Below are 19,085 nucleotides of genomic sequence, written 5' to 3'. Positions count from 1 at the left end.
GGAACTGCGCGACCAGCCACGACGAACCGGCACTCGCGAGACGGCCTTACCACCCCGGCGATCAGGCGTCATATCGCGCCCCTCACCGCCTCAGAGGCCACCGCCAGGAACTGCCGAACCGTCCGATCCCAGCGATAACGCGCCGCCCGATCCCGCGCAGCCTTCCCCATCAACTCCCGCCGATGCCCGGACAACGCCAACGTGCACCAAGCAGCGGCAAACGAAGACTCACCGGACGCCAGCACCCCGGTCTCCCCGTCCACGACGGAATCCCGCAGCCCCGGCACATCAAAGGCAATGGTCGGCGTCTCCCGCGTCGCGGCCTCGGTGACGACGAGCCCCCACCCCTCCACGGCGGACGGATGAAGCAGCAGCCACGCCGCACACAGCAGCCGATGCTTCTCCGCCTCCGGGACATGACCGACGAACTCGACGTCCGGGCCCGCGAGTCGCTCAAGAGACGCCCGCTCGGGCCCGTCCCCGACGATCACCAGCCGCCCGCCGGTGACGGGCCGCACCCGCTCCCACAGCCGCAGCAGCAGATCGATCCGCTTGTACTCGACCAGCCGCCCGACGGCGACGAACAGCGGCTCGGGCGAGCGGTCACCCAGCGGCCCGGGCTCTTCCACCCCGTTGTGCACCACGCGGATCCGGTCCCGCTCGACCCCGATCGCCCGCAGCGCATGCGCCGTGGACGGCGACACGGCAACCAGCAGACTCCGGTGCTGCGCACCGGTCAGCGCCCAGTGCTCAAGTCTTCGGCCGAGCCGAGCCGCAGGCGCCAGCGCTCCGCCGAACCGCATGTTCCACAGATCGGTGTGCACATGGTTGACCAGGCATACCGTCGGCCCGCGATGCCACAGGGGCGCGAAGTACGGCATCCCGTTGCAGACCTCGACCAGCAGATCGCAGTCGCCGACCTGACGGGCGAAGGCGGATCTGGCGCGCAGGTAGTGGCCGTAGGAGCCGCCGGCCGACACGACCCGGTAGTCGCGGTACGCCGCCGGGCCCCCGCACAGCAGGGTGACCTGGTGGCCGAGCCGGGTGAGCCCGTCAGCGAGGCGGTCGACCAGCAGCTCGGAGCCGCCGGCGGCCTCGTTGCCCAGGTCACGGTGGGCGAGAAAAACGATTCGGCGCGGATGTGGGGGGAGCGCCGAAGGGTGCTGCTGCGACGCCCAGGGGAGGGTGGCGGGCAGCCGGGACGGCACGTGCTGGGGCATGGGTGCTCCAACTCGTCTCAGGGTGCGGAACTCAGCGTGGGGGAGGCGAGGGTTTGGGTTCCTGTGGGGGGATTCGCCAGGCCTTGGGATTTCTTGGTCGTTTACGGTCGTTGTGCGTGGGGTGTGGACAGGCTGTGTCCGGGTGGGGTTGGACAGTTTTCGCCCGGACGTTCTCCAGGGCTACTCACCGGCGTGACAATTTCCGGCTTTATTAGAGCTGACGTCACGTCACATTGTGAGCGAGGGCTGGGGCATCTCGACCGTACCGGGAGATTCCGGCTGCTTACGCCCACGTACCACCAAAACGACGCCCACCGCCGCAAGCGCGAATCCCGCCCCGGCCGCCCCGATCGGCAGCGTCTCCCCCACCATGCGCAGCAGACCGCTGTCCCGCTTCGCCTGCCGTACGGCCTCCTTCTGCGTGGCCGTGGTGAACGCGATCTTCTCGCTGTCCAGCAGCACCGCCGCGTCCTTGTCGCCGCCCGGTGCCCGCAGGGTGCGGCGCGGGCCGGTCTGGGCGTAGATCACCCGGCCGGTGCGCTGGTCGACGACCAGTTTGAACCCGTGGTTGGAGTACCACTCCTCGGCCAGCACCTGCGGCCGGTTCGGCCGGCCGACGATGCTGCCGGGGACGAGCCGGGTGCCGACCTTGCGGGGCGCGACCGTGGCGGTGAACCGGTATCCCGTGTAGCCCTGGATCTTCTCCGTGCCGTCGTACCGCATGGTGATCGTCGTGTTGCCGCTGTTGTCCCACCACTGGTAGGAGCGCTTCTGCACGTCGAACGGGAACTTCAGATAGGCCTCGCCCTCGATGTACGGGCTCTCCTTGCAGCAGTGCACGGGCCGGGTGGTCCTCCGGTCCATCACCCAGCGGTGGGGGACGTAGTCCAGCGCATCGTGCGGGTCGGCGGCCGGCAGCGTCTTGTCGGTGTCGACGGTGGTGATCACGTCCCAGACGGCGTTGCCGCTGCGCTCACTTTCCGCCACATTGCCGCGCACCCGCTGGGTGACGGTGATCCTCTGGTCCGGCACGGTCTCGATCTTGTCGGTGTCGAAGACGCTGCCGGTGCCCTTGTAGACGGCGGTGGTGTCGATGTCGATGGGGTTCACGGCGGCACGCGGGGTCACGTACCAGGCCAGCATGGGCGCCAGTACCAGCAGAAACGTGCCGAGGCCCAGCAGGATCAGCGAGAGAGGTGAGGCTGTACGGCGCATCCGGCACTCCTGGGGTTTGACGCATGGTCGATGCACGGTCGGTGCACGGTCGTTGCCTGGCCGTTCTTGGGCCGGGAACCGTAGGCGTCCGTTGACGGAGTGTCAATGTCTTGACGGGCCGACCGGGCTTGTCGAGACTGAAGCCGACAGGGTCGGGACCAGGCTGGCGCCACCGGGGTGGGGAACCTCCGGACAGAGAGGCTGACCCTGCGATGTCCAGACTGTTCGCCGCCGCGCTGACCGTCGCGCTCGCCGCCGTACTCGCGGTGGGCGCCGCCCTCGGCGTCGTCGCGCTGCTGGAAGCGACGCCCGACCAGCCGAACACACCCTTGATCACGTACGAGCAAGCGGGTCAGGGGAGTTGACCGTGGCCGCCATCCGCTCCACGACCTCCACGACCTCCGCCCCCACCCCCGCCACCCGCTCGGCCTGGCGTGACGTACCCCGCTTCCAGGTCCGCCGTTTCGCGGAGCTGGCCATGGCGGACGCCCCGGCCCTGGCCGAGGAGATCCTGCGCGAGATCCGCCGCGAGTACCCGCATCTGCCCGTCGTCCTCGACGAGTCGGGCGAACCGATGGCGCTGGTCGGCATCCGGCGTGCGATCGAGGTCTTCGTCCAGCACCTGGAGACCTCGGAGGGCCGCCCGACGGTCCCGCCCGGCGTCTTCCAGGAGTTCGGCAGGGGCGAGGGCCTGCACGGCCGCTCCCTCGACTCCCTCCAGGCGATCTACCGCATGGGCGTACGGCTGGCCTGGCGCCGTTTCGCCGAGATCGGCCAGCGCGTCGACATCCCGCCGCCCGCGATGTACGAGCTGGTCGACGCGGGCTACGAATACCTCGACGGCCTCGTCGACCAGTCGGTGCGGGGCTACGCGGAGGCGGCGGCGCGCCAGGCGGGGGAGCGGCTGCGCCTCCAACGCCGCCTGATGGAACTGCTGCTGGCCGAACACCACCGGGGTGATCCGGCCGACGCCCTCACCGAGCGGGCGGCGCGCATCGGCTGGCCCCTGCCGGAGAAGGTCGCCGTCGGAGTCCTGCTGCGCCCGGCGCGGGAAGCGGTGGCGCCCGCCGTCGGACAGGGGGTGCTGCTCGACATGGAGTACGAGCAGCCGCGCATGGTCGTCCCCGAGCCCGACGCCGCCGGCCGCCCCGAACTGCTGCACCGGGCCCTCACCGGCTGGTCGGGCGCGATCGGCCCCCCGGTCCCGCTCTCCGACGCGGCGAAGTCGCTGCGCTGGGCCGAGGCCGCCGTACGGCTGATGGAACGGCGGCTGCTGCCCGCCGGGGACGTCCTGTACTGCACCGAACACACCGAGGCGCTGGTGCTCCTGCAGCCCGAGGAGCTGATCGACGACCTGGCGGTGCGGTGCCTGGCCCCGCTGGAGCACTGCGGCCCCACGCACGGCCGACGACTGGCTCAGACGTTACTGGCGTGGCTGGAGACCAGGGGCGGGGCACCGGAGGTGGCGGCCCGCCTCGGCGTCCACCCCCAGACGGTCCGCTACCGCCTCCGTCAGATCCGCGAACTGTGGGGCGACGAGATGGACGACCCGGACCGGCGGTTCGAGCTGGAGCTGGTGTTACGGGCGCAGCGGCTGAGGGGGGTACTGGGAGAGACACGCCGGTAGTTCCGGGCACCGGTCCCGTACGGGACCTCAGCGTCTGGCCAGCGCCAGCAGACTCAGGCCGAACATCAGGACGCCCAGGGGGAGATGGACCGACGGGACGTGCGCGATGCCGAGTACGACCTGGACCGAGGCGAGCACGAGGAAACCGGACGCGTGCCAGACGGGCCGGGGCGAGCCGCCGCCCGGCTTCCACGCCAGCACCGCCGCGAGCACATACAGCATCGACGCCCCGTACATCACACGGGCTCCGACACCGTGCAGCGTCTCTCCGTAGGACGAGGTCAGCAGCAGTCCGGCGGAGACCGCCTGAAGGAAGATGGTCAGGGTCTGCAGGGCGATCGCGGTCCGCAGGAATGAGGAGCCGCGCCGTGCGTTCGCCGTCTCCGTCACCTGAGTGGCCATGTCACAGTCCCCTTTTTCCGCCATCAGGCAGTCGTATTTCTCCGCCGTCAGGACGTCGTAGATCGATAAGGTCTCACCAGCCCGACGACGCGGGCCCGCGAAAGGTAAGGCGAGGGGGCGGCCGGAAGCATGGGGACTGTCGGGGCCGACACGGATGCGATAGCGGGCGAGCAACGCCAACTGATCAATGTCGCTTACCGGTTGCTCGGTTCGCTGACCGAGGCCGAGGACGCCGTACAGGATGCCTACGCACGCTGGTACGCGCTGCCCAGAAGCCGGCAGCAGGAGATCCTGTCGCCCGGCGCCTGGCTGACGACGGTGACCAGCCGCATCTGCCTGGACCTGCTCGGCTCGGCGCGGGCCCGCCGCGAACGCTATGTCGGCGCCTGGCTGCCCGAGCCGCTGCCCGACCGCACCGAGTGGGACCACACGGGCGGCGCCGACCGCACCGGCCCCGTGGACCCCGCCGACCAGATCGTTCAGGACGAGTCGGTGACCATGGCCTTCCTCGTCGTCCTGGAGGCGATGACGCCCGCCGAGCGGGTGGCGTTCGTCCTGCACGACGTCTTCCGGTACCCGTTCGCCGAGATCGCCGACGTGCTCGGCCGGACCCCCGCGGCCTGCAAGCAGCTGGCGGCCTCCGCCCGGCGGCGGGTGAGCGCCGCGCGCGCTCCGGTCGCGGCGACCGGCCGGTCCGACGTGGTCAGGCACGTCAAAGAGGCATGGGAGACCAAGGACATCGCCGCCCTCGTCGGTCTCCTCGACCCGGCCGCCGTGATGACCGCCGACGGCGGCGGCATGGTCGGCACCGTCCTGCGCCCCGTCGAGGGCGGCGCACGCATCGCCCAGTACATGGTCGCCGTCGCCGACAAGGCTCCGGGGCTCGAACTCCTGGAGCGGTCGGTCAACGGTGCGCCGGGCCTGGTGGCCCAGAGCGCCGGCGTGGTCGTGACCGTGGCCTCGTTCGACGTCTCCGACGGGCACGTCACCCGGATCTGGGTGGTCCGCAACCCGGAGAAGCTGCGCCCGTGGGGGCAGGAGGGGTACGGGGTGTCTCAGAGGCCGTAACGGCTCTTCAAGTGACGCCAGAAGTCACGGAACATGCAGATGGATATGGATGTTCTCCTCGCCGAGCGCCGAGGTGAAGTACTCCTGCCCGACCCGCTGCCGTGCGGGGCGCCCCGCCGTCCAGATTCCCGGCGTAGATGTCGACGGAGTTGTCGTTCCACTGGAGGGTGGAGCGGTTCCTGACGGCCCACCCCACGATATTGACGGGCACGTTGGTGTACGGCCATGCGGCGCCGAGACGTGCGAGGCGGGTGCGCATCGTGAACTCCCTTGGTGGGGGACGGGACTTCACCCACTGGTTGCCGCCGCGGCAAGGGAGGTTGCCCGGTGTGGGATTGCCGCAACGGGGACGGCCCTGGACCACGATCCTGGTCCAGGGCCGTCCCCGAGCCCGCACGGGCCACGGCGACGAACCGGCGTCCGGCTGCGCTCAGTCCTCGGCCACGAAGACGTGCGCGGCAGCCTGTGCGGGGAGTTCAGCGGCCTCCCCGCCCCTGCCGACCATCACGCCGCCGGGCAACGACGTCACGCTCACGACCGCGCCGGGCCGCACTCCGGCGTGCCGCAGGGTGTACAGCAGCTGGGGGTCGGTCTGGATCGGCTCCCCGATGCGCCGTACGACCGCGCTCGCGCCGTTCGGCCCGGGCGCCAGGTCGCTGAGGCTGACGATGTTCTCGTCGAGGAAGGGATCCACCGTGCTCTTCCCGCCGAGCTCCTCCAGGCCCGGGATCGGGTTGCCGTAGGGCGACTGCGTCGGGTACCGCAGCAGCTGCAGGACGCGGCGTTCGACGGCCTCGCTCATCACGTGCTCCCAGCGGCAGGCTTCGGCGTGAACGTGCTCCCACTCCAGGCCGATCACGTCGACGAGCAGGCACTCCGCGAGACGGTGCTTGCGCATCACGCGTGTCGCCAGGTGGCGGCCCTCGTCGGTCAGCTCCAGGTGCCGGTCGTCGGCGACGGACACCAGCCCGTCCCGCTCCATCCGCGCCACCGTCTGGCTGACCGTCGGGCCGCTCTGGCTCAGGCGCTCGGCGATCCGGGCGCGCAGGGGCACCGCACCTTCCTCCTCCAACTCGAGGATGGTGCGCAGATACATCTCCGTGGTGTCGATGAGTCGGGACATGCTGTCGGTCAGGCGGGGGTTTCGGCGGTGGCGGTGAGGACCGCGCGGCCGAGGATGTGGCCGGCCATGGTGAATCCCAGGACGGCCGGGGTGGCGTCGGCCGCAACGCCGATGGCGGCGACGTCGAGGGCGTGCACCACGATGAAATAGCGGTGCGGGCCGTGCCCGGCGGGCGGTGCGGCACCGATGAAACGGGCCGCGCGGGCGTCGTTGGGCAGTTGGAAGGCACCCTCTGGCAGGCCCGAGCCGGTGTCGTCGCCGGCGCCCTCGGGCAGTTCGGTGACGGTGGCGGGGATGTCGGCGACCGCCCAGTGCCAGAAACCGGAGCCGGTGGGGGCGTCGGGATCGTAGACGGTGACGGCGTAGCTCTTGGTTGCCTCCGGGGCGCCGCTCCAGGACAACTGCGGGGAGACGTCCTTCCCGCCAGGAACGCCGAAAATCCCGGAGAACTGCTCGGCGGGCCAGGAATCGCCGTCTGTGACGGTGGCGCTGGTAACGGCGAAGGAGGCCGCCTTCGGGAGGCGGGCGAAGGGGTCGTTGGCACTCATCGCGTCGTTCCTTTCGTGCCGTGTTGTGGGGTGGCGGTGATGCGACCGATCGGGCATGGGATCGACGATAGCATCAATAATCGATTATTTATTGGATCGTCTATGATGATGCCATGGCTCAGACGGTTCACACCGCGTCCTCGGCGGGGAAGCAGATGCTCTCCGAGCAGGTCTACGCACATCTGCGGGACGCGATCATGCGCGGGGAGCATGCCCCCGGTGACGCCCTCAAGCCCCAGGACCTGGCCAAGGAGCAGGGCGTCAGCCTGGCCGTCGTGCGTGAGGCGCTCGTGCGGGTGGTCGGCGAGGGCCTCGCCGACCGGCTGCCCAACCGCGGCTTCGCCGTCCCGGCCGTCTCCGACCGCCGCTGGCAGGAGGTCGCGGAGGCCCGCCGGACCATCGAACCGGTTGTGCTGCGCATGTCCATCGAGCGCGGCGATGTCGACTGGGAGGCCCGGGTGCGAGCTGCCCACCACCGTCTGGCCCGGACCCCGGCGTATGTGCAGGAGGAGGGCGAGTACTACAGCGGCGCATGGTCCGAGGCCCACCGCGTCTTCCACCGCACCCTGCTGGAGGGTTGCGGCAACCCTGTCCTCCTGGAGACCTTCGACCGGATGTGGACCGCGAGCGAGCTGGCCCGCCGCTGGTCGGCGCACCGCGTCCCCGAGCGGGACCACGTGGGCGAGCACCGCCGACTGGAGGAGGCGGCGCTGGCCCGTGACGCCCACACCGCGGCCGAGGTGCTGGCCCAGCACCTCACTCTGACCGCGGCCGGACTGACCGGGACGTGAGGTTTTCCCAGTTGCGGTGCGCGATGTCGGCCTTCTGTCCGGCGGTGAAGGGGGCGTCCTCCAGGAAGGACCGGGCGACGCCGGCGCTGGTGTCCACGAAGGGGAAGCCGTCGGGACGAAACCCGTAGGTGAAGGGGTAGTCGGTGGAGTACAGCATCCGTTCGGTCCCGACGACTTCGGCTGTCCAGCGAAAGTAGCGGGGGCTGACGGTGCCGCTGCCGGCGATCCAGAAGTTCTGCTTGAAGTAGTCGGCGAGCGGGCGAGCCAGGCCGCCGGCGTCGGCGAAGAACCCGGTGTGGTCGAGATAGAAGAGCACGACCTCCCCCCAGTGGCCGGCGATCACCTGGAGATCGGGGTAACGGTCGAAGACGCCGGAGAAGATCATCCGCAGGTACTGCACGCCCAGGTCGTAGTACCAGCCGATCGCAGGCCCGGCCAGCGCGGTCCCGATGGGACCGATGTTCGAGTAGTAGGCGTCCGTCACCGCCTGTACAGGCATCTGCGGGTGGAAGTGGAGGGGGACCTGCAACCGCTCCGCGGTGGCGTACAGCTCGTCGTACGCGGGGTCGTCGGCGAGCTTGGATCCGGTGCGCCCGTAGAGCATGGCGCCCGGGAAGCCCAGCGCGGTGACCGCCCGCTCCAGCTCCGCGGCCGCGGCCGACGGCGACTGCGTCGGGATGGCCGCGAACGCCTGGAACCGATCGGGCCTGCCGGCCACGATCTCCGAGAGCTGGTCGTTGGTGTCGCGGGCCACGGCGACCGCATCCGCGTCGGACAGGTTCTGCACGCCCGGTGACGAGATCGACAGCACCGCCACGTCGACTCCCTGGTCGTCCATGTGCGCGAGCCTCGTCTCCGCGGTGTCTCGCAGCCGTTGGGCGGTGGGGCTGTCGCCGAACCCCAGGTTCGGCAGCTCCGGAACCCCGGCTCGCGACCACGCCTCCATGATCGCGGGCAGGGCGACGTGCTCTTCCAATGCGATGATCCGCAGCCGGTCGGACATGCGATGCTCCTCTACGAGCTGATTCCAATGGAAACGCTAAAAGCGTAACACTGATACTAACGATGGAATCAGTTGTGCGATATCGTTGATACATGTCACGACGTCCATCGAGCGGGAGCAGTGCTGCCGACGCTGCGGCCATCGGTCGCGAACGGACCCGGCAACGGGTCATCGAGGCCGCCGTCGAGCTGCTGACGCGCGGCGGCCGCGACGCGGTCACCACCCGCGCCGTCGCTGATGAGGCGGGCCTGCAGCCGCCGGCGATCTACCGGCTGTTCGGCGACAAGGAGGGGCTGCTCGACGCCGTGGCCGAGCACGGTTTCACCGCGTTTCTCGCCGGCAAGCATGTCGACCCCGACCCGCCGGACCCCGTCGAGGACCTGAGAACCGGCTGGGGCGTCGCGGTCGAGTTCGGTCTGGCCAATCCCGCGCTGTACACGCTGATGTACAGCGAACCCACGAAGGCCACCTCGGCCGCCTTCAAGGCCGGCATGGAGATCCTGATGGGCCGTATCCGGCGCCTCGCCGCCGGTGGCTGGCTCCGGGTCAACGAGGAACTCGCGGCCCAGATCGTCCACGCCACGGCGCGCGGCGCGGTGCTCACCTGGCTGTCCCTGCCCGAGGGCCGGCGTGACCCGGCCCTGTTGACCACTCTGCGGGAGGCCATGGTCGCCGCCGTCACCCACCAGCAGCCGGCCGTGCAAGACCCGGGCCCGGCAGGCGCCGCCCGCGCCTTGCACGCCGCACTGACCGAACAGACGACCCTCAGCAGCGCGGAGCAGTATCTGCTGAGGGAGTGGCTGGACCGCCTGGCCGCCGACGGTTGAAGTGCCGTCAGGTCACGCTTTCGCGAGTTCATTCCTGATCGGGCTCTCCGCGACAGGCATGGCACGGCAACGACCTCAACGCGGTGTGGCGCAACTTCCTCGGCACCGGCACCGCGTACGTCAGCCGATCAGCGACAGAGCCACCTCATCTCCCAACTGCGCACCGACAGCGCCGAGTTCGATGACCTCTGGGAATCCGGTGCCGTCGGCCGGCACCAGTCCGCCCGCAAGACCATCGACCACCCCCACGTCGGCGCTCTCACGCTGGACTGTGACGTACTGCTCGTCGCCGGCAACGACCTGCGCGTCATGATCTACACAGCCGAACCCGGCAGCCACGACGCCGAACGCCTCACGCTGCGTCGGCGTCCTGCCGGAGCCGCCGAGGGGCGGGTCAGACGGTCTGCCGGGTGGGCTCGGGGGTGCGGGCGGTGGACGCGGTGCGCAGGCGGCGGCCGCGGCGGGTCAGGCCCCAGGGCTTGAGGATCGAGATCACCGTCATGAAGACATACGCGGACAGGGACACGATCGGCCCGAACAGGACGTCACCGGCATCGGGCAGCGGCCCGCCCGCGGCGACGGCGGTGACCGCGGAGTTCACACCGGGGCGCAGGGCGAACACCGTGGCGGTGGTCGTGGCGAGGGTCATCCAGAACTTGACGTAGACCCACCGGTGCCGCGTCAGCCCCCACGGCGTGCCCAGCGACAGCACGACCCCGCTGACCAGTGTGAGGAACGCGACCGGCAGCAGAAGCCAGTCGGCGAACAGCTTCATGGCCCGCACGGACGCCGCCACGGTCACCGCGGACCCGGTGGTGGCCGCGGTGGTCCCGAGCGCGAGCAGCCCGAGCGTGAGCCCGAGCCAGCTCGCGGAGGCGGTGACATGGACGACGAGGAAGGCCCGGCGGGCGGGACGGCGCAGTTTCATGCGCACCACCGTGCCGGGCGGGGGCGGCGAGGGCGTCTGACGGCGGGAGTAACCGTCCCTACTGGCGTCGGCGTACGCGGCGGGGCTTTCGCCTGCTCCGGCCCGGGGCGGCCACGGGCATGGAGGGGCCCGCGAGCGTGTGGGCTCGCAGGCCGGTCAGGGAGGGGGACGTGTCGTCTCGCGGTGTGGGGGGCAGAAGGTGCCTCGCAGCGTCACCGAGATGTTGTTGGTGGTGTCGGCGACGACGACGTTGGTGTACTGCACCGTCATCGGCGGGCTGCACGACGGCTGGAAGGTCGCCGTCAGGGTCACCGTGAAGTCGACCTTGCCGTTCTCCACGCCGAACTGTCCGCCGCCGGCGACGGACTGCTTGTTCGAGGCCTTGGGGCCGTGGTCACCAGGGTTGATGCACTGGGCTGTGGCGGTCACCTCGATGGTGACGGTCAGCTCGTCGCCGAGGCCTGCCTCCTTGCCGGAGACCGTGAGGCTGTCACCCGTGCGCGTCGCCGTCGGAGTGGGGCTCGGTGCCGAGCGCCGGGCTCTTCGATGTCTTGGGTGGCCTCGCGGGTAAATGTACGGTGTACATTGCGCCCGTAAGGCTCATATTTGGCACGATACGCCACGACTCGAGAACCTAAACGGAAGCAGGCGGCGCAGGCCCATTGCCGTGGGAAACGCACTTTGAGTAGCCTGTGTTCGTTATGCCGATCGGCTGTTGAAATTTCGAACGCAGCCTCTGACTCCAAGGGAGGGGGCCGGACGTGGGACGCCTCGTACCAGCCGTGACCCGGGCTCTCGACATTCTCGAGCTCTTCCTCGACGGGGACGGCACGCTCTCCGCCCCTGACATCGTGCGCAAGCTCCAGCTGCCACGCACCACCGTGCACGAACTGGTCACCACGCTCGCCGCCCGGTCGTACATCATCCCGGTGCCGGGCCAGCCGGGACGGTACCGCCTCGGCGTGCGGCCGTACCAGCTCGGCAGCCGGTACGCCGAGCAGCTCGACCTCGCGGCCGAGGGGCAGCAGGTCGCCCGGTCCGTCGCCGAGACCTGCGACGAGACCGTGCACGTGGCGATCCTCGAGGGTACCGACGTCATCTATATCGCCAAGGTCGACTCGACGCACGCCGTGCGGATGGTGTCCGCGGCCGGACGCCGGCTGCCCGCCCACTGCACCTCCGTCGGCAAGATGCTGCTGGCCTCCCTTCCCGAGTCCGAGCTCACCGCCCGGATCCCGGACGAGGCCGAGCTGGTGCGCATGACACCCAACAGCATCACCGACCCCGGCGCCCTGCGCGAGGCCCTGACCGAGATCCGCGAGCGGGGGATCGCCGTGGAGAGCCGGGAGTCCAACCCGGACGTGTCGTGCGTCGCCGCGCCGGTGCGGGACCGTACCGGGCAGGTGGTGGCCGCCCTGTCCATCTCCGTCCCCATGATCCGGTGGAGCGAGGACCGGCGCGCCGAGCTGGAGCAGCTCGCCGCCAAGGGCGCCGCCGAGCTGTCGGAGCGTCTCGGGCACCGGAGCGTGGCATGACCGCGGCGCAGTACGAGGTCGCGGTGCAGGCGGAAGCGGAGCTCGGGGAGGGCCCGACCTGGGACCCGGCGACCGGGCGGCTCCTGTGGATCGACATCCTGCGGTCCCGGATCCACACCTACGACCCGGTCACCGGCCGTCGCACGGTCCGTACCGCGCCCCAGCACATCGGTGCCGTCAAGCCGCGGGCCGGGGGCGGCCTCGTCCTGAACCTCCGGGACGGCGTGGGCCTGCTGGACCCGGACGACACCTTCCGCTGGCTGCACCACGAGCCGGTCCCCGGCCGCCGTGCCAACGACGCCGCCGTCGCTCCCGACGGTTCGCTGTGGGCCGGCACCATGCGGTACGACGAGGCGCCGGGCGGTGGCACCCTGTCGCGGGTCGCCGGGGACGGTTCGGTCGAGGTGATCCTCGACGACGTGGCGGTGAGCAACGGCACGGGGTGGAGCCCGGACGGCCGCCTCATGTACTACATCGACTCGCCGACCCGCCGCGTCGACGTCTTCGACTTCGCGGACGGGCGGGCCGTGAACCGGCGTCCCCTCGTCGAGATCGAGGACGGCGCCGGATTCCCCGACGGTCTCACGGTCGACGCCGAGGGCTGCGTCTGGGTGGCCCTGTGGGAGGGCTCGGCGGTACGCCGCTACACGCCGGCCGGCGACCTGGACCGTGTGATCCCCCTCCCGGTCCCCCGCGTGACGGCCTGCACCTTCGCCGGCCCCGACCTCACCGACCTGTACATCACGACGGCCCGAGTCGGACTGACGTCCCCGCCTCCCCTGGCGGGGTCGGTGTTCATGGTGCCGGCCGCGGGGAAGGGGCTGGCACAGCCGGCGTTCCAGGGCTGACCGCACCGCTGACGCTCGGGCGTGCGTGCGCGGGGTGACTGCGTCGGCTGGCCCGGGCCCACGGCGCGCTGCGGCTTTGCGGTGTTCTGGTGTTCCGGTGCTGGTGTGGGCCGGGGGTGCGTGGTCCGGCGCGACGGGGTGCCGCTTCTGCGGGGCGGGAGCCCTCAGCGGCACGACTGCCCGCAGCCGGGTCGGCTGTGCGAGGCCATCGCGTGCAGCCGCACCCGGCACCGGCGCCCAAATCCGTCCTCGTCCCCGGCGCCCTTGGCCTCGCGGAGCGCGCAGAACCCGCGAGCGGTGGGCCGTCCTGGCCGTCGGACAGCGGGTGGTCGCGCTCGGCCGCCGGGCGCAGTCCCGTCCGCCGGGCCGCGGACAGCCGCACCCGGCCGCCGCGCGCAGCGCCCTCCGCCGTAGGCGCGGGCGCGGTACCCCGTGGCGCCGGGGTGCGCGTCCCGCCCCCGGCCGGACTCAGGTCGGCGCGGCTAGCGCAATCCCGCCGCCTTCAGTTCCTCCGCCGTCAGCGGCGGGCCGGTCAGGGGTGGCTTGAGGGGGCCGGCGATCGCGGCCAGGAGTACCGACGGGGCCAGCAACACCTCCGCACCCCGCTCCAGTGACGTCACGTCCGTGACCCGTCGGGCGATGCGCCCGTTCCCGGTGGCGGTGTAGAGCAGCCGGCCCACGTACGCCGCCAGCAGCCGGTCGCGCAGGGTGGGGCCGTTCGGAGTCGCGCCGGGGTAGAACACGTCCATCCCGAGGGCCAGGTCCCACGCCGCCGACGCCGGCCGGGCCACCGCCTGCTGGATCCGCCGGGCCAGACGGGGCGAGCCCCAGCCGTGGTGTCGTACCGCGTCCCGCAGGGCCACCGCGGACTGGGCGGCGACGGACATCCCGTGCCCGTAGATCGGGTTGAGGGCGCACAGCGCGTCTCCGAGTACGGCGAAGTTCTCGGGCCAGGCAGACATCCGCTCGTAGTAGTGGCGCCGGTTGGCGGTCGTCCGCGTGTAGGCCACGTCCGTCAACGGCTCAGCGTGCGTGAGCAGGTCGGCGATGACGGGGTGGCGTAGCTCCTCGCGTGCGTAGGGGACGAACGCGTCGGCCTCGGTGGGGGGTTCGGCGCCGCGGGAGCCGAAGAGCGTGACGATCCACCGGCCGTCCTCGATGGGCAGCAGCACGCCCCCGCAACCGGGCTTCCCGGCGCGCGGATCCGGCTGGACGTTGACGACCGGGAACCCCTCCCGTGCCGCCTCCGGCGCCCGGAACACCCGACTCGCGTACACCACCCCGGAGTTGACCTCGCGCCGCTCCACCGCCGGCAGCCCGAGTTCCGTCAGCCGGCGCGCGGTACGCGAACCGCGTCCCGTGGCGTCGACGACCAGGTCGGCGAACACGGTTCGTTCCGCGGCGTCCGCCTTCCCGTGCGCCCGGATCCGTACGCCCGTCACGGCCGCGCCCGTGCCGACCAGCCCGAGCACCTCCGTTCCCTGAAGCACCTCGACGCGCTCGTCGGCCGCCACCGCCGCCCGCACGGTCGCGTCCAGCAGGTCCCGGCTGCACAGCAGCATGTGGTGCGACTCGGCCCAGCGCCGGTACCAGCCGTACGGCGACAGCGCCACCATGTCCGTCGTCACCGGCAGCCGGTGCGCCCCGGCCTCCCGCAGCCGGCCGACCACACCCGGGAGCAGTTCCTCCAGCGCACGGACCCCGCCCGACCACAGCTGGTGGACGTGTGCCGCCTGCGGCAGGCCCTTGCGCGGCTCCGGGCCGGCCGGCAGCACGTCGCGTTCCACGACCGTGACGTGATCGGCGACGTCGGCCAGCGCGCGGGCGGCGAGCAGGCCGGCCAGGGAGCCGCCGAGGACGACGGCGGTGGTGGGGCGTTCAGTCATGTACGGGCACGTTCTCTGCTGGGGCGGCCGGAGCTGCCGTATGGGCACGGACCGCCTCGATCTCGTCGGGGTGGCGCAGGGCTCGGGAGACGGCCCCGATCTCCTGGAGGAGGTCCGTGGTGTCGGGGCCGCCGGTGGTGCCGCCCGTGTCCGGGGCCCGGCTCCTGCGGTCGGCGGCGTCCTGGATGGTCACGGCGGCGGCGAGCGCCTTCGCCCGGCCGGGCGGGAAGCCGAGGGCGAGCGCGGCGTCGTACGACCTCCTGCGCAGGTCCTCGTCGATGTGCCGGGCCAGCGGCAGCAGAACGTCACGGATGAAGGTCTCGCGCCGGATCAGCCGCAGCTCCGGCGAGGCGCGCAGGACGAACGGCAGGCCGGAACCGTTGACGGACCGCATCAGCCGGTACAGGGGCCGCAGTTCGTGGTGGGCGAGCCGGACCCGCCAGCGGTCGTGGGCGTACTGGCCGGCGTGCGGGAGGATGAAGCCCACCGCGATCAGGATGGCGGACAGACAGGCGACCGGCGGTGCGAGGTCGGTGCTGAGCCAGTCCAGGTCGTTGCCCGTCCAGCGGGCGGCGACGGCGGTCAGCTTGGCCGCGTCGAAGATGAGGTTGAGGGCGTAGCCGACCCCCAGGCACACCAGTCCCCAGCGCAGCCAGGCGTCCAGGCCGTCGGTGCGCACCCAGTTCCAGATCAGCCGGGACGTGATGAGGACGGCCGTGCAGTGCGCGAGGAGGTAGAGCAGCGTCTCCTCACGCATGAACGGGGTGTTGGCGTAGTACGTGTCCAGGTCCCGCACGCGCTCCACGGGCGCGTCCGCGAGGGCGAACAGCACCCACAGCGCGACGATCACGCCCGAGTACGCGCAGAAGACCAGGCGCATGGCGCGGCGGGTCTCGGCGCTGCGGTCGGACAGGCCGTTGCGCCAGGCGATGATCAGCAGCAGACAGGACCCGCAGAAGGCGGTGAGCAGGGAGTAGACCAGGGGCGCCGCGATGTTCGGCACGCCCGTGACGCGGTTGACCCAGGCGATCGTCGCCGGAGCCGCGAAGACGAACACGGCACAGGCGAGCAGCAGCAGGCCGCCGACCGCGCGCAGGAGCGGGTCCCGCCAGAGCCGGATGATGGTGGGCAGCTTGATCGCCAGGGCGGCGGTCAGGACGACGGTGGGGATCCAGAACGAGATGTACACCTCGCCCAGGACATGGGAGGGATCCAGCGCCAGGCCGTGGGACGGATCCAGCGCCAGGCCAAGGGAAGGGTCCCGTACCGAACCGGTCACCGCACCCTCCTCCCGCTCCCTCGATAACCCAGCGACCGCTGCACGGGCCCGAGCGGTGCGTCCGACGCCTCCCCCGGCAGCAACGGCCGGAACGCCGCGGCCAGCCGGTGCCCGAAGGCGTCGGCCTCGGCCTCGTCCCGCTCCCGGGAACCGTCGCGGGCGGCCACCGCCAGGGCGACGTCCTTCCACCCGGGCCGGTCGGCGAGCGCGTGCACGGCTGCCGTACCGGCGGTGTGGTGGTGGCCGTGCCCCGCGTGCAGGTGCCACAACTCATGGCCGAGGATGACCAGTTGCTGCATCTCCTCGGCGCGTTCCTCGACGATGACCAGGTCGAAGTCCTGGAACTCCACCCACAGCCCGGTCACTTCGATCTCGTCGGGGAAGCGCTCGAAGCGCAGCTCGACGGGGCGTCCGCCGCGCCGCGCGCTCATCTCGGCGCACAGCGCGTGGCACAACGCGCGCACGTCGGCCGGGGGGTGGGGCCTTGCCCGCAGGGCCGCGCTCAGATCGGAGGCCAGGTCGCGCATGGCCGAGCCGGCGTATGAGCGTCGCCGCGGCAGCCGTAGCGCTGAAGCGACCCGGGCCGCCCACGGGCGCGCGCCCGCGATGTCCATCGCACCCCCTGTTCCTCCGCCCTTCGGCGGGCTGTTCGAGCCTACGCGTCCCAAAGTGTCCGCGTCATGTGATCGGCCGACCGTAGTTCAACCGGTAACGACCGCTCCGCGGTGGATTCATGCACGAGGCATTGACTGGAAAGCGCTTGCGGCCTACGGTCCCGTTCGATGTTACGGGCGTAATTCGATATGCCGAACAGCCGAACAGCTAGGGCACTCCTCTGGAAAGGCGACCATGCACAAGACGGCCCGCTTCACCCTCGACCCCGCCTTCACCGTCGGTGAGGTCAACCCCCGCGTCTTCGGATCCTTCGTCGAACACCTCGGCCGCTGCGTCTACACCGGCATCTTCGAACCCGACCACCCCACCGCCGACGACAAGGGCCTGCGCCAGGACGTCCTGGACCTCGTCCGCGAACTCGGCGTCACCGCCATCCGCTACCCCGGCGGAAACTTCGTCTCCGGCTACAAGTGGGAGGACTCGGTCGGCCCCGTCGAGGACCGCCCCCGCCGCCTCGACCTCGCCTGGCACTCCACCGAGTCGAACCGCTTCGGCCTCTCCGAGTACATCGACTTCCTGCGCAAGGTCGGCCCCCAGGCCGAGCCCATGATGGCCGTCAACCTCGGCACGCGCGGCGTCGCCGAGGCCCTCGAACTCCAGGAATACGCCAACCACCCGGAAGGCACGGCCCTCTCCGACCTCCGCGTCAGCCACGGCGACAAGGACCCCTTCGGCATCCGGCTGTGGTGCCTCGGCAACGAGATGGACGGCCACTGGCAGACCGGCCACAAGACGGCCGAGGAGTACGGCCGTGTCGCCGCCGAGACGGCCCGCGCGATGCGCCAACAGGACCCGAAGGTCGAACTCGTCGCCTGCGGCTCCTCCGCCCAGTGGATGGGGACCTTCGCCGAGTGGGAGGCGACGGTCCTGAAGGAGACGTACGACCTCGTCGACCACATCTCGCTGCACGCCTACTACCAGCCGGAGGACGGCGACGTCGACTCCTTCCTCGCCTCCGCCGTCGACATGGAGTCCTTCATCGAGAACGTCGTCGCGACCTGCGACCACGTCGGCGCCCGCCTGAAGTCCAAGAAGAAGATCAACCTCTCCTTCGACGAGTGGAACGTCTGGTACATGCACGAGGGGGAGGTGCCGCAGAACGAGTGGCCCGAGGCGCCGCGCCTCCTCGAGAACAGCTACCGGGTCATGGACGCGGTCGTCGTCGGCTCCCTCCTCATCGCTCTCCTGCGCCACGCCGACCGCGTCACCGTCGCCTGCCTCGCCCAGCTCGTCAACGTCATCGCCCCGATCATGACCGAGCCGGGCGGCCCGGCGTGGCGTCAGACGACGTTCTTCCCCTTCGCCCAGGCCTCCAAGTACGGCCGCGGCCAGGTCCTGGACGTCCGCGTGGACTCCCCGACGTACGAAACGAAGAAGTACGGCGAGACCGACCTGCTGCACGCCACCGCCGTGCGCGCCGAGGACGGCACGGTGACCGTCTTCGCGGTCAACCGCAGCCGCACCGACGCCCTTCCGCTCGAAGTCGCCCTCCACGGCCTGGACCTCACCCAGGTCGTCGAACACAGCGCCCTCGCCGACGCCGACCCGGACGCCCGCAACACCCTCGACGCCCCCGAGCGGGTCACCCCGCACGCGGTCGAGGGCACGACCCTGACGGACGGCGGCCTCACCGCCGTACTGGAGCCGCTGTCGTGGAACGTGATCCGGCTGAGCTGAGACCGGGGGTGGCGGGCGGTGCCGACGCCCACTGTCAAGGTCGCCTTGCAGCCGTCCTGGACGCTGTCGCCGAGGGCTCGGACAGCTGGGTCTCGCGCGGGATGTTCCCCGCATAAGGCGAGGTCACCCGGACCTCCGTGTCGATGTCCGGGTCGAAGAAGCGCCGCCCGGTGTGAATGGTCTCGCCGCCTGTGTACGAGTCCTCGGTGGGCGTCACATTCGTGTGCACCGGCATCGCGTCGCCCTGAAGGGTGCTCCGTGCGGCCGCATCGCTCAACTCGGCGGCAAATGGCTGGAGTTCGCCCTGGGCGCCGCACACGTGGCTCCCTACGATTCCAACGCCTCCGGCCTTCACAGAAACCTCACCATTTCTTCAAAGCTTCAACGAGGCCGGGAAACGGGACCGGAGGCGCAGCCACCCCCCTCCCCAAGG

General features: G+C 71.0%; 21 protein-coding genes. 9 read left to right on the top strand and 12 right to left on the bottom strand.

Going from position 1 to position 19,085, the window contains the following annotated elements; all coding sequences use genetic code 11:
• Positions 1 to 68: 68 nt before the first annotated feature.
• A complete protein-coding gene (locus ACIBU0_RS16220) occupies positions 69 to 1,220 on the bottom strand; it encodes a glycosyltransferase family 4 protein (RefSeq protein ID WP_398817852.1) in 1,152 nt (383 codons plus the stop codon).
• A 228-nt stretch (positions 1,221 to 1,448) separates the two neighbouring features.
• Positions 1,449 to 2,435, bottom strand: a complete 987-nt coding sequence (locus ACIBU0_RS16215) for a DUF3068 domain-containing protein (RefSeq protein ID WP_398817850.1) — start codon at positions 2,433 to 2,435, stop codon at positions 1,449 to 1,451.
• 212 nt (positions 2,436 to 2,647) lie between these two features.
• Here ACIBU0_RS16215 and ACIBU0_RS16210 point away from each other — a divergent pair, with 212 nt between their 5' ends.
• Positions 2,648 to 2,800: a hypothetical protein gene (locus ACIBU0_RS16210; protein ID WP_398817847.1), complete on the top strand. Its 153-nt coding sequence runs from the start codon at positions 2,648 to 2,650 to the stop codon at positions 2,798 to 2,800.
• Positions 2,801 to 2,802: 2 nt separating this feature from the next.
• Positions 2,803 to 4,062, top strand: coding sequence for a PucR family transcriptional regulator (locus tag ACIBU0_RS16205; RefSeq protein WP_398817844.1), 1,260 nt, complete (start codon positions 2,803 to 2,805; stop codon positions 4,060 to 4,062).
• 27 nt (positions 4,063 to 4,089) lie between these two features.
• Here the strand turns inward: ACIBU0_RS16205 and ACIBU0_RS16200 are convergent, their stop codons facing one another.
• Entirely contained in the window at positions 4,090 to 4,464 is a 375-nt protein-coding gene (locus ACIBU0_RS16200) for a hypothetical protein (RefSeq protein WP_398817841.1), read from the bottom strand.
• Positions 4,465 to 4,593: 129 nt separating this feature from the next.
• Here ACIBU0_RS16200 and sigJ point away from each other — a divergent pair, with 129 nt between their 5' ends.
• Positions 4,594 to 5,532: an RNA polymerase sigma factor SigJ gene (gene sigJ / locus ACIBU0_RS16195; protein WP_398817838.1), complete on the top strand. Its 939-nt coding sequence runs from the start codon at positions 4,594 to 4,596 to the stop codon at positions 5,530 to 5,532.
• Positions 5,533 to 5,962: 430 nt separating this feature from the next.
• On the opposite strand, the gene ACIBU0_RS16190 is transcribed toward sigJ, so the two are convergent.
• Both ACIBU0_RS16190 and ACIBU0_RS16185 read right to left on the bottom strand, forming a co-directional pair.
• Entirely contained in the window at positions 5,963 to 6,655 is a 693-nt protein-coding gene (locus ACIBU0_RS16190; protein ID WP_398817835.1) for a metal-dependent transcriptional regulator, read from the bottom strand.
• An 8-nt stretch (positions 6,656 to 6,663) separates the two neighbouring features.
• The gene (locus ACIBU0_RS16185) at positions 6,664 to 7,203 is read right to left on the bottom strand and encodes a YbhB/YbcL family Raf kinase inhibitor-like protein (protein ID WP_398817832.1); all 540 of its coding nucleotides are present in this window, start codon (positions 7,201 to 7,203) and stop codon (positions 6,664 to 6,666) included.
• Between the two features lie 113 nt (positions 7,204 to 7,316).
• Here ACIBU0_RS16185 and ACIBU0_RS16180 point away from each other — a divergent pair, with 113 nt between their 5' ends.
• Positions 7,317 to 7,994 carry a GntR family transcriptional regulator gene (locus tag ACIBU0_RS16180; RefSeq protein ID WP_398817830.1) on the top strand — a complete coding sequence of 226 codons (678 nt, stop codon included), beginning with the start codon at positions 7,317 to 7,319 and terminating at the stop codon, positions 7,992 to 7,994.
• On the opposite strand, the gene ACIBU0_RS16175 is transcribed toward ACIBU0_RS16180, so the two are convergent.
• A complete protein-coding gene (locus tag ACIBU0_RS16175) occupies positions 7,960 to 8,997 on the bottom strand; it encodes an amidohydrolase family protein (RefSeq protein ID WP_398817827.1) in 1,038 nt (345 codons plus the stop codon). The two genes, ACIBU0_RS16180 and ACIBU0_RS16175, sit on opposite strands and share 35 nt — an antisense overlap.
• Positions 8,998 to 9,089: 92 nt before the next feature.
• Here ACIBU0_RS16175 and ACIBU0_RS16170 point away from each other — a divergent pair, with 92 nt between their 5' ends.
• A complete protein-coding gene (locus ACIBU0_RS16170; protein WP_398817824.1) occupies positions 9,090 to 9,824 on the top strand; it encodes a TetR/AcrR family transcriptional regulator in 735 nt (244 codons plus the stop codon).
• Positions 9,825 to 9,854: 30 nt separating this feature from the next.
• Positions 9,855 to 10,307: a hypothetical protein gene (locus ACIBU0_RS16165; RefSeq protein ID WP_398818309.1), complete on the top strand. Its 453-nt coding sequence runs from the start codon at positions 9,855 to 9,857 to the stop codon at positions 10,305 to 10,307.
• Here ACIBU0_RS16165 and ACIBU0_RS16160 read toward each other — a convergent pair.
• Positions 10,219 to 10,752: a DUF2269 family protein gene (locus ACIBU0_RS16160; RefSeq protein ID WP_398817821.1), complete on the bottom strand. Its 534-nt coding sequence runs from the start codon at positions 10,750 to 10,752 to the stop codon at positions 10,219 to 10,221. The two genes, ACIBU0_RS16165 and ACIBU0_RS16160, sit on opposite strands and share 89 nt — an antisense overlap.
• 156 nt (positions 10,753 to 10,908) lie before the next feature.
• Entirely contained in the window at positions 10,909 to 11,181 is a 273-nt protein-coding gene (locus ACIBU0_RS16155; RefSeq protein WP_398817818.1) for a hypothetical protein, read from the bottom strand.
• Positions 11,182 to 11,513: 332 nt separating this feature from the next.
• Here ACIBU0_RS16155 and ACIBU0_RS16150 point away from each other — a divergent pair, with 332 nt between their 5' ends.
• Positions 11,514 to 12,287: an IclR family transcriptional regulator gene (locus ACIBU0_RS16150; RefSeq protein WP_398817815.1), complete on the top strand. Its 774-nt coding sequence runs from the start codon at positions 11,514 to 11,516 to the stop codon at positions 12,285 to 12,287.
• Complete coding sequence (locus tag ACIBU0_RS16145) at positions 12,284 to 13,135, top strand: SMP-30/gluconolactonase/LRE family protein (protein WP_398817812.1); 852 nt, start codon at positions 12,284 to 12,286, stop codon at positions 13,133 to 13,135. The genes ACIBU0_RS16150 and ACIBU0_RS16145 overlap by 4 nt, the downstream gene beginning before the upstream one ends.
• A 482-nt stretch (positions 13,136 to 13,617) precedes the next feature.
• On the opposite strand, the gene ACIBU0_RS16140 is transcribed toward ACIBU0_RS16145, so the two are convergent.
• From ACIBU0_RS16140 to ACIBU0_RS16130, 3 genes are read right to left on the bottom strand one after another with little or no spacing between them, the layout of a single operon-like run.
• The gene (locus ACIBU0_RS16140; RefSeq protein ID WP_398817809.1) at positions 13,618 to 15,021 is read right to left on the bottom strand and encodes an FAD-dependent oxidoreductase; all 1,404 of its coding nucleotides are present in this window, start codon (positions 15,019 to 15,021) and stop codon (positions 13,618 to 13,620) included.
• Positions 15,014 to 16,237: an MAB_1171c family putative transporter gene (locus tag ACIBU0_RS16135; RefSeq protein ID WP_398818306.1), complete on the bottom strand. Its 1,224-nt coding sequence runs from the start codon at positions 16,235 to 16,237 to the stop codon at positions 15,014 to 15,016. Before ACIBU0_RS16135 ends, ACIBU0_RS16140 begins: the two co-directional genes overlap by 8 nt.
• Before the next feature lie 59 nt (positions 16,238 to 16,296).
• The gene (locus ACIBU0_RS16130) at positions 16,297 to 16,914 is read right to left on the bottom strand and encodes a toxin-antitoxin system, toxin component family protein (RefSeq protein WP_398817807.1); all 618 of its coding nucleotides are present in this window, start codon (positions 16,912 to 16,914) and stop codon (positions 16,297 to 16,299) included.
• Between the two features lie 235 nt (positions 16,915 to 17,149).
• Here ACIBU0_RS16130 and ACIBU0_RS16125 point away from each other — a divergent pair, with 235 nt between their 5' ends.
• Positions 17,150 to 18,652, top strand: coding sequence for an alpha-N-arabinofuranosidase (locus tag ACIBU0_RS16125; RefSeq protein WP_398817804.1), 1,503 nt, complete (start codon positions 17,150 to 17,152; stop codon positions 18,650 to 18,652).
• 34 nt (positions 18,653 to 18,686) lie between these two features.
• Here ACIBU0_RS16125 and ACIBU0_RS16120 read toward each other — a convergent pair whose 3' ends face one another.
• A complete protein-coding gene (locus tag ACIBU0_RS16120) occupies positions 18,687 to 18,971 on the bottom strand; it encodes a hypothetical protein (RefSeq protein ID WP_398817801.1) in 285 nt (94 codons plus the stop codon).
• Positions 18,972 to 19,085 lie beyond the last annotated feature (114 nt).

The sequence above is a fragment of the Streptomyces sp. NPDC049627 genome, assembly GCF_044465645.1.
GTDB lineage: Bacteria > Actinomycetota > Actinomycetes > Streptomycetales > Streptomycetaceae > Streptomyces.
The sequence above is the reverse complement of the archived record's forward strand: the minus strand, read 5'-3'. Positions and strand labels throughout refer to the sequence as shown.